Origin of the sequence: Butyricimonas paravirosa, from assembly GCF_032878955.1 — a bacterium.
Lineage (GTDB): Bacteria > Bacteroidota > Bacteroidia > Bacteroidales > Marinifilaceae > Butyricimonas > Butyricimonas paravirosa.
The window spans coordinates 2,868,311-2,881,248 of the sequence record NZ_CP043839.1 but is presented as its reverse complement, the minus strand read 5'-3'; the positions used below and the strand labels follow the sequence as shown (position 1 = coordinate 2,881,248).

The window sequence follows — 12,938 nt, the reverse complement described above, 5'->3', positions numbered from 1 at the left end:
TAATGGAAAAGATAATGGAACCGTATCAATATCCGATAGTAAGGGATTTTATGGCTTTCGTGATGAGGCCGGAAGTTGCTTTTGATGAGATAACGACAAGTGGGGAAATTTTCCAGCATAGGGAGTTTTCTGCGTTGATTGATTTTTGTTGTAAAAATCCGGAGGTTGCGGAAATTGTTGTAGGGGAAGTTATAAGGCGTTTACCGGAAATGGATGTTTTCAAAGCCTGCGTGGCTGCTCTTTGCGTGGGATCAATCACGGAAGGGGGTGTCCCTTGCCCCTCGTCAGTGGAGATTGTAAATTATTTTATAGAGCGGTCTTGGCGTTGCGTGGCGTATCTGAAAAAGGCGGCAGGGATGCTGGAGGTCGGCTTGGACGAGTTGGAACCGGAAGCGTTGGAAAAAGCAGATCAGAGGGCTTTGTATGCCTTGGATGGCGAAGGGTATAAAACGTTTGTAGGTAGCTATTATCTAATCATGTGCGTGATGTCCCGGATATGTCGGGAACGTTCGTTGCGGGAATCTTTGCGACAGGTTGAGAATATAGAGGATTTATGTGGTTTCCTGGCCCAATACGTGGGGGCTTACGGGTTTGTTTCTTCCGTGTTGGAATTGGTGGAGGAAGAGGATATTATTATTCTTTCCCCGGAACAAGGAGTTGGATTAGAGGTGACGGTTCGTCAACTGGATAGTAATTTCTTATTTTTTACATTGTTTCAAATTGAGATGTATCACCGGGGATGGTTGGAGAAATTAGGCGTGCTGGATTATAAATATGATCCGGTACGGGATCAGCGGGCACATAACCTTGTGGGGGAAGATGAAAGGGAAGAAGGACAGGACTCTGCCTGTATGGAGTACTATACTTATAAAGCCTATCAACCGGATGGGACTTACTCTATTCTGATGACGGGCGCTGATGGTAAGCAGCAGGTGAATCCGGAAAACCGGGTATGGGGTGAGGGGAATATTTACGAAATTCCTCGTTTGGACGATCGGATCGTGATACTTGTGGACAGTCATCCTTTAATGAGTCGTTCGTGGGGGAAAGGGTTTACGACGCCAGTTCATGGTGCAATACGACCGGATGTGACGTTAAAACGTCAATTGTCGGATGATGAGTTTGATACGTGGATGCAGAAAGTGAAAAATAATTAGAGTAAAAAAGAGGAGATTTCTCCTCTTTTTTACTTTGATTTATCCGATAACGATGTTCACGATTTTCTTCGGGACAATGATCATCTTTTTGATCTCTTTTCCTTCTAGCCATTTCGTTGATTCTGGTGCAGCTTTGACTGCGGCCTCAATATCAGCGTTAGTTGCCGTCAAAGGCATGGATAATTTGAAACGAACTTTGCCGTTGAAAGATACCGGGTATTCAAAAGCGTCCTCCACTAGGAATTTTTCTTCCCATTTGGGGAAAGACTCTTTCGTGATGCTTTGGGTGTGTCCCAACAAGCTCCATAGTTCTTCTGCCATGTGTGGGGCAAAAGGAGCGAGAGCGATCACGAGAGGTTCTAGGATAGCTCGTTTGTTACATTTCAAGGCGGTCAATTCGTTCGTGCAAATCATGAATGCCGGAATGGACGTGTTGAACGAGAAGTTCTCGATATCGTATTCCACTTTCTTGATGGTTTTGTGCAGCACTTTTAACTCTTCTCTGGAAGGTGTTTCGTCGCTTACGCTGAAGTCTTCACCGACTTGGAATAGGCGCCAGAATTTGCGTAAGAATTTGTACACCCCGTCGATCCCTTGCGTGTCCCAAGGTTTGCTGAATTCCAGCGGTCCGAGGAACATCTCGTACAAGCGTAACGTGTCGGCCCCGTATTCTTCGATGATCGTGTCGGGATTTACCACGTTGAACATGGATTTTGACATCTTTTCAATGGCCCATCCACAGATGTATTTTCCGTTCTCCAAGATAAACTCGGCATTGGCGTACTCCGGCATCCAAGCCCGGAAAGCATCTTGATCCAGCACGTCGTTCTTGACGATGTTGACATCCACGTGGATTTCCGTGGTTTTATATTGATCTTTCAGGCCGACGGAAACAAATGTGTTTGTGCCTTGTATCCTGTACACGAAGTTTGAACGTCCTTGGATCATTCCTTGGTTGATCAGTTTTTTGAAGGGTTCTTCCTCGCAAGCCACACCGAGGTCATATAGGAACATATTCCAGAAACGGGCGTAGATCAAGTGCCCCGTAGCGTGTTCAGAACCACCGAGGTAAAGATCAACGTTTTTCCAATAGTTGCATATCTCGTGATCAACTAATGCCTTATTATTGTGTGGGTCCATGTAGCGTAAGAAATAAGCGGATGAACCGGCGAAACCGGGCATCGTGTTTAGTTCTAATGGATAACCGTCTTCTGTTTTCCAGTTTTTAGCCCGTCCGAGAGGTGGTTCCCCGCTCTCGGTGGGTAGGTATTTATCGACTTCCGGCAGTTCCAGCGGAAGTTTGGATTCGTCCAGCATGTAAGGAAGGTCGTCCTTGTAGTACACGGGGAACGGTTCTCCCCAGTAACGTTGGCGGCTGAAGATGGCATCACGCAGGCGGTAATTGATTTTGCTTTTACCGATGCCTCGTTTTTCTACTTCTCCGGCAATGTAGGCGATAGCCTCTTTGACTTCCATGCCGTTGATAATACCGCTATTGATCATTTTACCTGCTTTTGCATCGTAGGAGCCTTCCGACATATCGTGTCCTTCCCCGTCATCGACAACGGGTACGATGGGCAGGTTGAAGTGTTTGGCGAAGGCGTAGTCACGGCTATCGTGTCCCGGAACAGCCATGATGGCTCCGGTCCCGTAGCCGGAAAGAACGTATTCACTGATCCAGATGGGTATAGCCTCGTTGGTGAACGGGTTGATGGCATAAGATCCGGTGAAGACTCCCGTAACCTTTTTCACTTCGGTCTGGCGTTCCCGTTCCGTGCGTTTGGACACGTAATCCAAATATTCGGCAACGGCATCAGCCTGTTCGGGAGTTGTTAACGGTTTCACATAGTCTGACTCGGGAGCTAAAACCATGAAACTAACCCCGAAGATGGTGTCGGGACGGGTGGTGAAAATCTCTAATTTCAGATCGGAGTCTTTCACGTCGAACCTCACGTCTGCTCCTTGTGAACGACCAATCCAGTTACGTTGGATGTCTTTCAAGGAGTCGGACCAATCAATGTTGTCAAGCCCGTCAAGTAATCTTTGGGCATAGGCGGAAACCCGCAATGACCATTGACGCATCTTCTTTTGTACCACGGGATAACCTCCGCGAAGAGATAATCCTTCCTTTACCTCGTCATTTGCCAGCACGGTTCCCAGTTGGGGACACCAGTTTACCATGGTGTCAGCCAAGTAGGCAAGACGGTAGTTCAGTAATATTTCTTGTTGTTCTTTCGTACTCTTGTTTTTCCATTCCTCGGCGGTAAAGTCCATTTCCTCACCGCAAGCGACGTTTAATCCTTGGGTTCCGACGGCCTCGAATGCTTTTACCAGTTCGGTAATCGGCATGGCTTTTTGCTCGTCAAAGCAATAGAAACTGTTGAACATCTGGATAAAAGTCCATTGGGTCCATTTGTAATATTCCGGATCGCAGGTCCGGATTTCCCGGTCCCAGTCGAAGGAGAATCCGATTTTATCCATTTGTTCCCGGTAGCGACGGATGTTTTTCTCCGTGGTGATGGCCGGATGTTGTCCGGTTTGGATGGCATATTGCTCCGCGGGCAGACCATACGCGTCATATCCCATGGGATGCAGGACATTGAATCCTTTCAGATGTTTGTAACGGGAATAGATGTCGGAAGCGATGTAGCCTAGCGGGTGTCCCACGTGTAACCCTGCCCCGGATGGGTAAGGAAACATATCCAACACGTAATATTTGGGCTTGGAAGGATCGACTTCCACCCGGTAAGTTTTGTTTTCTTGCCAGTAGCTTTGCCACTTTTTTTCGACTTCCTTGAAATTGTATTCCATGTTAATCCTTTTTTAGTTCTCGTAATGAGTCGCAAAGGTAATAAAAATCACACGAAATTAATGTTGGAGAATAATGTACGATGCTAATTTTAAATTTTGTCGGTAAGAACCAAAGGAGAATTTCGTGATTTGTGGACGAGAACCAAAGGAAGAATCAATAATTCAAGACAAAAACCAAAGGAACAATGTATCAGACTAGAAAAGTATAATTTAGGTGGAGGCTTGGCATATTCCTGTTTGGAGATGAGAAAAACAGGAAATAATCAATGTAAATGTTGTATAACTATATAACATTTGCTATATTTGTATGATGAAAAAAATAATCGCATATAAGAGGTATTTTTCGGACTTCATTTTAACCTTATCGCAAGAAGAACGTGGGAAAATAAAACGTGCGTTAGATTTGTTTAAGGTGGAGGAGCGAATGCCAAGACATTATATTAAGTTCATTCGTGACGGGTTATATGAATTTCGTGTAAGTTATGGGAATAATGAATTTCGAATTTTCTTTATATATGATGGGGAAGTAATTGTTGTTTTGTTTAATGCGTTTAGAAAAAAGACACAGAAAACACCGGATAGTGAAATTAGGAAAGCGATAAGATTAAAGGAGGAATATTATGGAACTAAAGGAAATCAGTAAAGACATTTACGATATTGACGCATGGCTTGATGAAAGTCTTGGCAAGGAAGGTACTCCTGAACGAGAAAAAAACAGAGAGAGGGCATGGGAGGAATATAATGCCCAAATACTGCTTGATGCACGGAAAAATGCCGGATTAACGCAACAGGAACTTGCAGACCGTATCGGGGCAAATAAAGGATATATCTCACGAATCGAGCGTGGGCTTACTGTTCCTACAGTTGCAACATTATACAAAATAGCTTCTGCTATGGGGTTGACGATAGAACTTAGGCCTATTTAAGGACGATTAGTGTAAAGCAAAATCTGATTAGGAATGATATATTTCCCCGCTTACGAGCGGGGATTTTTTATTTACTGGCATATAGATATTTTATCCCTATAATCAAGTATGTAAAGGGCGTTTTTTACCCATTTTAAGGGATTGTGGGAGGGAGTGGGCTACTTTATTTTTGCGACACTAAATCGTTGTTAAACTAAATTTTTAAATATAATGAAAAAGATGAATTGGTTTCTTGTGGTTATCATGTTGTTCGGTGCGTGTTTTGTGGCTTGTACGGATGATGATGATAATGGTGGTTCTTGGGATGGAGAGTCCGTTACCGTAGATTGTGATCCATATGATGCTTGGTCATATTTTAGTTTCAAAGAGGGGAAGACGGTGAAAACGTTGAAAGTGAAGAGTATGGAAGGGGCTGTGACGGGAGTGTATTACGGAGATTTGAGTTCTAATACTCTTATAAAGAATACCGATTCTTTGTTGATGGTGATTAATGAAGGTGTCGGAGATACCGTGGTTATTTCCTTCCCGGCTTGTGAAATTGGTGGAATGAGTGGAACAGAAACAACGGGTGCTAGTTTTTCTTTAAAAGCCATTGCTAAGAAAGAGGGTAATGTATGGAATATCTCAAGTGAGAAGTCGGTTGTTACGATGGAAAAGGACGATGAAACCACGACGGATTATTATATGTCGATAAATGGAACAATCGGTACGACGAAAGATGCAGACTTTAGTCTTGCTTTGTATATGAATGTAAAGGCCATGGAAGATGGAGGTATGCAGATGAATATGGGAGGAACCTTTGCAGGGGAATCTACCGGAAAGACTTATGGCGTGGATGGTGATGAAACTTCTTTCGATTGGGATATTGCTTTCCATCGGTATGATATAAAAACGAATGGTGGGGCTGCCGTCATGTTACAGACCACGGATTTGGAAAGTGTTACTTCTGCCAGTGTTACCGGAGAAAGTTTCACTTCAGATGTGGATGGGGAAGTCATGGTGGATATGTCAGGAATGATGAGTGGTTTTGTTGGGTATCAACCCACGAAGATTAACGAAGTGCTGGCTAAATGGGTAACGGCAACTCCTACCGGATCAATGCCCCCGTATTCTTATGAAATTAATGGTAAAGTGTTTGTTGTGAAGACTGCCGGCGGCGAATATGCAAAATTGCGTTTCACGGATATGTCTGATGCCACGGGTAAGAATGAGGCTGCTACATTTGATTACGAGTTTCCTCTAAAATAATTTTTGTTCATGATTTATCAACCGTAAGAGGAACAAACTTTCTCTTACGGTTTTTTCCGTAAAAAAAGAATTTTATGAGGCGTGATTTGTTGATATTGTTTTTTATTCTTTTGTCGTCAGCATTGATGGCTGATGAGCATACCAATGAGGCTCCTTCTTTCAAAGTGCAGGGAATTGTTACCGATGAGAAGGGCGAGGGATTACCGGGAGCATCCGTGTGGGTAAAAGGAACGGTGGTCGGGGCCGGGACAAATGCTAAAGGGGAGTTTTCTTTTAAGTTATCATCGAAGAATAAATGTGTGTTACGGGTGAGTTTCACGGGATATGAACCACAAGAGCGGGAAGTGACTCCCGGGGTTGATAGTTTGTATCGTTTCGTGTTGGCACCGAGTAATAACGCGTTGAATGAGGTAGTGATCACGGGAACCCGTACGCTGAAACCGTTGAAGGATGTTCCGGTGCTTACCCGCGTGATTTCATCGGAAGATATAGCACAAGTGAATCCATTGGATTTGCAAAGTTTACTGGAATATGAAATGCCGGGTTTACAGTTCGGGCTGGCCCATGGTTCCGGATTGCCGGAATTGAAATTCCAAGGATCTGCCGGAGGATACGTGTTATTTATGATTGATGGAGAACGTGTTGCCGGAGAGGGGTCCAGTAATAATATTGATTATAGTTTGATTGATATGGATAATGTGGAACGTATTGAGATTGTCAAGGGACCGATGTCCACTCTTTACGGTTCTCAGGCAATGGGGGGAGTGGTGAATATTATTACGAAAGATGCGAATCGTCCTTTTACGGGGAACGTTTCTGTGCGTTATGGTAATAATGATGAGAGTAAATATTCCTTGTCTTTGGGGACTAAACAAGGACGTTTCTCTGCATTGACATCTCTTTCCTACCGTAAGCGAGATGCTTATGCCGTAAAAGATAAAGAAGGGCAAATCGAGTATTCGTATTATAAGGATATATATGGGAGAGATTCCGTGGTTGCGGATACTTCGGAGAAAGGGATGTCCAGTGTAAATGGATTCGAGATTTGGCAAGCGAATCAGAAGTTGAGTTACACGTTTAACGAGAATTTTCGGATCTCATTGAATGGGACATATTATAATAATGACGTGTTGGAGTACGTGGAGCAAAAAGAACAGGATCGCTTTTCCAATTACAGTATAAATCCTCGGGTTTATTACGCTATTAATGATTCTCATATACTGGATTTCTCGTATGTGTTTGAGAATTACGAAAAGCGTTACGTTTATACCACTTCATTGCCTTCTAAAAAGATTTTTGGAGATTTAACCAATACAGTTCGGTTGAATTATACCGGATATATCCATGAAAAACATACCTTGACGGCCGGGATAGAAGTGAATACGCAGAAATTGCAACATTATTGGTTTGATAATGGTTCGGGGAAGAAATTTGATGCCCAGACGTATGTTTTGTATTTGCAGGAAGATTATAAGGTGAGTGATTCGTTTAGCGTGTTGGCTGGGGTTCGTTCGGATTGTCATTCAAAATACGGTTTCCACGCCAGCCCGAAAATTTCGTTGATGTATAAATATGGTGTTTTGACGCTGCGCGGAGGCTACGGGATGGGATTTCGTATACCATCTTTGAAAGAATTGCATAGTGAATATGATATGGGCGGACAGGGATTTTTCATGATATACGGTAACGAAGATTTGGAGCCTGAGATCAGTCACCAGGGAACGTTTTCGGCCGAGGTGACGAAAGGAATTTTTAATGGTTCCGTCTCCGGTTATTATACGAGATTCTTTGACGAGATCGCTTTGGGCTTGACCTCGGACGGGAAAGATCAGCAATATTATAATGCAGATGATGCAACAAGAACGGGTGTTGACGTGATGGCGCAGTTCCGTTTTAAAAATGGTTTAACCCTAAAAGGTGCTTACGCTTATATTGATGTACATTCCGAAGTGGATGGGTATAATATGGCGAGTGATCGTCCGCATAGTTTGACTTTTACGGCAAATTATTCCAAAACGTTCGGGAAAGTTGCTTTGTCGGCAGCCTTGAACGGGCGGTGGATGTCTTCGGTGGAGACATGGTACAAGAATAGTGCGGGTGGTTACGTGAAAAATGAATATGAGAGCCGGACGTTCTGTTCCTTGAATCTCGGTGCCCGTTTCCCAAGAGGTTTCCGTTTCACGGCAGGTATTGATAACCTGTTTGATTTCAAGGATAAAAATGTGACAGCCGATCAATCGGTGACCCCGCAGAGGGGCATAGGTTTTATCGGGACGTTGTCGGTGAATATAGCAGATTTATTAAAATTATAATCCATAAAAGAGAATACTGATGAGAAAAAAGTGGCTTGCGTTGGGGTGTCTTTTAATTATCGTCTTGTTGGGGATCTGGGCGTACAACGTCTGGTTCGGAACCACCAAGATTGCTTTCGTGAATTTCCAGACGATTACGATGGGAGGTATCGCGAAGGCGAATGACAATTCATTTATTAAATTACAAGAGGTACCCGTGGAGGAACTGGATCGGTTGTCCGGTTTTGATATGGTGTTTGTGAATGGCATGGGGCTGCGTGTCGTGGAGGAACAGCGGCAGCAGATACAGAAAGCGGCAGATAAAGGTGTACTCGTGTACACGACAATGGCGACGAATCCGGCGAATAATATATGCACGATTGATTCTGTTGACCAAGTCGCTTTGCGGGGTTATCTGGGAAGCGGTGGAAGACGGAATTACAAGAATATGCTGAACTATATTCGGAAGAATATGGATAAGAAGTTGATTTCCGTGGAAGAACCGGGAGCCCCGATCGAGAGGTCTTCGGATGTGTTGTATCATGTCGATATGGATAAGCCGGGAGACGAGCTTGATTTTATTTCCGTGGAAGAGTACGAGAAGTATTTGAAGAGTAAGCAATTATATAAGGAGGGGGCGAAAAAGATCGTGGTGACCGGGCAGATGGCAGATGCCACGGGATTGATTGATACATTGGAGCGAGTGGGGTATAATGTTTACCCGGTTTTGTCTTTACGGCGTCTGCTTGATTTTGTGCGTGAAATTAGCCCGGATGCTATTATCAATATGGCTCATGGTAGGCTGGGGGATGAGGTCGTGAAATATCTGGAGGAACGTAATATCCTGTTGTTTGCCCCGTTGACCGTAAATAGCCTGGTAGAAGAATGGGAACAAGATCCGATGGGGATGTCCGGAGGATTTATGTCACAGAGTATCGTTACCCCTGAAATTGACGGGGCCATCCGGACGTCGGCACTCTTTGCCCAGTACGAGGATAAAGAGGGATTGCGTCATTCTTTTGCAGTTCCTTCACGGTTGAAGACATACGTGGAAAATATTCAGAAGACGTTGGCTTTGAAGGAAAAGCCGAATAGCGAGAAACGAGTTGTTATTTACTATTATAAAGGTCCGGGACAAAGTGCCATGAGTGCTGCCGGAATGGAAGTGGTCCCCTCGTTGTATAATCTTTTGAAAAAAATGAAGGAAGAGGGATATAGGGTCGAGAATCTTCCGGCAAATTCCAAGGAATTGGAGAAGATGATCATGGCGGAAGGAGCTGTGTTCGGTACTTACGCGAACGGGGTGATGGATCGTTTTCTGAAAGAGAGTCACCCGCTGCTGATTTCAAAAGAGGAGTACGAGAGTTGGGTGAAACAGGCTTTACGGCCGGAAAAATATGCCGAGGTGGTAGCTGCTTTCGGGGAGTTTCCCGGGGAATACATGAGTACTGCCGATGGTAAGTTAGGGGTATCCCGCATACAGTTCGGGAACGTGGTCATTATGCCGCAGCCGGCAGCCGGAGGTGGGGATAATGCGTTCCAGATTGTACACGGGACGGATGTCGCACCTCCTCATTCCTACGTGGCCGCTTATTTGTGGATGCAGTACGGGTTCAAGGCGGATGCCATGATTCATTTCGGAACGCATGGTAGTTTGGAGTTTACACCCAAAAAACAAGCTGCGTTGTGTGATTTGGATTGGCCCGATCGATTGGTGGGCAGCGTGCCTCATCTTTACATCTATTCTATCGGTGACGTGGGTGAGGGGATGATTGCCAAACGTCGCGGGTATGGTGTGTTGCAATCTTATTTGACTCCCCCGTTTATGGAGAGTAACGTGAGGGGCATTTATCGGAATCTGACGGAAAGAATAAAGATATATAATCAGAAAGCCTACCCGGAGAAAGGTACGGCTGATCTGAAGGAGGTGGAGAAGGCCGCCTTGTCGGTGAAGGAGTTAGCTGTTTCCTTGGGTATGCATCGGGAGTTGGGGTTGGATAGCGTGTTGAACGTTCCCTACACGGAAGAGGAAATATTGAAGATCGAGAATTTTGCGGATGAGTTGGCGGCGGAGAAGGTTACCGGACAATTGTACACGATGGGGGTTCCATACGAGGCTGCCCGTGTTGAATCGTCTGTTTACTCGATGGCAACCGATCCGATAGCTTACGGGTTGTTCGGGTTAGATCGGTTGAGAGGTAAGGCGGATGCTGATGTGTTGAAACGGAAAACTATTTTTACCGAACGTTATCTCGATCCGGCCAAGCGATTGGTGGGGAGACTGCTGAATGGTCAGGAGAAAGTGGATGATGGTTTCATTTGTCGGGTGGCGGGTATCACGAAAGAAGAATTGGCACAGGCTCGTGAAATCGATCAAGACCGGAATGCTCCTAAGGGGATGATGGCGATGATGATGGCTGCCGCGGCGAAACAACCGGAAGTTATACCTGTGAAGAAGGAAGAGGGAGGACATCCTATGTCCGGGATGATGAAGAATATGATGAAACAGATGGGTGAGGGGAAGACTCCCGAAGAGCGTTTGGAGATGGCAAAAAAGATGGGAGCGCCCGAAGAGGCTTTGGAAAAAATGAAAGCGGCTATGGGAAGGGAGAATGGTGAAAAAGGCCCGAATGCGAAGATGGGAGAGATGCCGGGAAACAAGGGGACTGGCGATATGATGGCGATGGCCGAAAAAATGGGTATGCCGAAGGAGGCTATCGAGAAGGTGAAGGCCTCTATGGGAAAATCAAAGGGTGGAAACCCGGATATGAGTGCCATGATGAAGGCGATGATGGGAAAGAAGGCCAAGGAATATTCCAAAGAAGAGGTGAACAAGGCACTGGCTATTATGGAAGTGGAACGGACGTTGAAAAACGTGAATAATTATAAGCGGGCATTACAGGAAAGTCCGGATTGTGAGTTGCAGTCGTTGATGAACGCCTTGAATGGCGGTTACACGGCTCCTTCTCCCGGGGGGGATCCTATCGTGAACCCGAATACTTTGCCGACGGGACGGAATCTTTTTGCTATAAATGCAGAGGAAACGCCGACGGAATCAGCCTGGGAAAAAGGAATGCAGTTGGCAAAGAGTACAATCGAGATGTATCAGAAACGACATAACGGGGAGTTCCCGAAAAAGGTCAGTTACACCCTTTGGTCCGGAGAGTTTATTGAAACGGGTGGGGCCACGATTGCCCAAGTGTTGTATATGCTTGGAGTGGAACCCGTGCGGGATGCTTTCGGCCGGGTGAGTGATTTGAAATTAATCCCGTCGGCTGATTTGGGGCGTCCGCGTATTGACGTGGTCGTACAGACTTCCGGACAATTACGGGATATTGCTGCATCTCGTCTTTTCTTGGTGAACCGGGCCGTGGAAATGGCTGCTGCTGTCAAGGATGACCAATACGAGAATCAAGTGGCGGCCGGAGTGCTGGAAGCGGAAAAGACATTGATTGATAAAGGTATTTCCCCGAAAGATGCCCGTGAGATTTCAACTTTCCGGGTCTTCGGGGGTGCGAATGGTGGTTACGGAACCGGAATACAGGGGATGGTTGATGCCGGAGATCGTTGGGAAGATGAATCGGAAATTGCAGCCACCTACTTGAATAACATGGGTGCTTATTACGGTAGCGAGAAGAACTGGGAGAAATTCCAGCAGTTTGCTTTCGAGGCGGCCTTGACCCGTACGGACGTGGTGGTTCAACCCCGGCAGAGTAACACGTGGGGAGCGTTAAGTTTGGATCACGTGTACGAGTTTATGGGAGGCTTGAACCTGACGGTTCGCAACGTGACAGGGAAAGATCCGGATGCTTATCTCAGTGATTATCGGAACCGGAATAACAATAAGATGCAGGAGGTGAAAGAGGCTATCGGCGTGGAGTCGAGAACCACGATTTTCAACCCTTCTTATATCAAGGAGAAAATGAAAGGAGAGGCGACTTCTGCAGCCGGTTTTGCTGAAATTGTCCGTAATACATACGGTTGGAACGTGATGAAACCTTCGGTGATCGATAACGAGATGTGGGACGAGATTTACAATGTGTATGTGAAGGATAAATTTAATTTGGGGGTACAGGATTTCTTTGAGAAACAGAGTCCGGCAGCCTTACAGGAAATCACGGCTGTTATGATGGAGACGGCACGTAAGGGAATGTGGAAGGCGACGGATCAGCAATTGGCCGATTTATCGAATTTACATACGGATTTGATTCAGAAATATAAGCCGGCTTGTTCCGGGTTTGTATGCGATAATGCCAAATTACGTGGTTTTATTGCGTCTAAAGCGACACCCGAAGCTGCTAAGCAATATCAGAATAGCATAAAGAATGTGCGGGAAGTGGCGGCAGATCAGTCTAAAGGTGTCGTGATGAAGAAGGATGAAATTACTTCCGAGACACAAAAACACACGAATAAGGTGAATACCGTTTGGATTGTTGTCGGTGTTATTGTAATTTTGGGCGGTCTGGCAGTTTTGATGCGTAAAAGACGTAGAAACAGAATGTAAC

7 protein-coding genes are annotated in these 12,938 nt (G+C 45.3%); 6 read left to right on the top strand and 1 reads right to left on the bottom strand.

Annotated features, from left to right (window positions below; all coding sequences use genetic code 11):
- The first annotated feature begins 2 nt into the window (after nt 1-2).
- Nucleotides 3-1,157, top strand: coding sequence for a hypothetical protein (locus tag F1644_RS11965; protein ID WP_118304625.1), 1,155 nt, complete (start codon nt 3-5; stop codon nt 1,155-1,157).
- A gap of 39 nt (nt 1,158-1,196) precedes the next feature.
- Here F1644_RS11965 and leuS read toward each other — a convergent pair whose 3' ends face one another.
- A complete protein-coding gene (leuS, locus tag F1644_RS11960) occupies nt 1,197-3,968 on the bottom strand; it encodes a leucine--tRNA ligase (protein ID WP_118304624.1) in 2,772 nt (923 codons plus the stop codon).
- Between the two features lie 307 nt (nt 3,969-4,275).
- Here leuS and F1644_RS11955 point away from each other — a divergent pair, with 307 nt between their 5' ends.
- From F1644_RS11955 to F1644_RS11935, 5 genes are all read left to right on the top strand, one after another.
- Entirely contained in the window at nt 4,276-4,611 is a 336-nt protein-coding gene (locus tag F1644_RS11955) for a type II toxin-antitoxin system RelE/ParE family toxin (RefSeq protein ID WP_370818439.1), read from the top strand.
- A complete protein-coding gene (locus F1644_RS11950) occupies nt 4,589-4,894 on the top strand; it encodes a helix-turn-helix domain-containing protein (protein ID WP_118304623.1) in 306 nt (101 codons plus the stop codon). The genes F1644_RS11955 and F1644_RS11950 overlap by 23 nt, the downstream gene beginning before the upstream one ends.
- A gap of 210 nt (nt 4,895-5,104) precedes the next feature.
- Nucleotides 5,105-6,142: an HmuY family protein gene (locus F1644_RS11945; protein WP_118304622.1), complete on the top strand. Its 1,038-nt coding sequence runs from the start codon at nt 5,105-5,107 to the stop codon at nt 6,140-6,142.
- Nucleotides 6,143-6,216: 74 nt separating this feature from the next.
- On the top strand, nt 6,217-8,454 hold the full coding sequence (locus F1644_RS11940; protein ID WP_118304621.1) for a TonB-dependent receptor: 2,238 nt from the start codon (nt 6,217-6,219) through the stop codon (nt 8,452-8,454).
- Nucleotides 8,455-8,470: 16 nt separating this feature from the next.
- Nucleotides 8,471-12,937 (top strand): cobaltochelatase subunit CobN, encoded by a 4,467-nt coding sequence (locus F1644_RS11935; protein WP_370818634.1) that lies wholly within the window; start codon nt 8,471-8,473, stop codon nt 12,935-12,937.
- Nucleotide 12,938: the final 1 nt, after the last annotated feature.

Excerpts from the sequence above, each read along its gene's own strand:
- F1644_RS11950 (WP_118304623.1), top strand. The coding sequence starts at position 4,589 with ATGGAACTAAAGGAAATCAGTAAAGACATTTACGATATTGACGCATGG.
- F1644_RS11945 (WP_118304622.1), top strand. The coding sequence starts at position 5,105 with ATGAAAAAGATGAATTGGTTTCTTGTGGTTATCATGTTGTTCGGTGCG.
- F1644_RS11955 (WP_370818439.1), top strand. The coding sequence starts at position 4,276 with ATGATGAAAAAAATAATCGCATATAAGAGGTATTTTTCGGACTTCATT.
- leuS (WP_118304624.1), bottom strand. The coding sequence starts at position 3,968 with ATGGAATACAATTTCAAGGAAGTCGAAAAAAAGTGGCAAAGCTACTGG.
- F1644_RS11940 (WP_118304621.1), top strand. The coding sequence starts at position 6,217 with ATGAGGCGTGATTTGTTGATATTGTTTTTTATTCTTTTGTCGTCAGCA.
- F1644_RS11965 (WP_118304625.1), top strand. The coding sequence starts at position 3 with ATGGAAAAGATAATGGAACCGTATCAATATCCGATAGTAAGGGATTTT.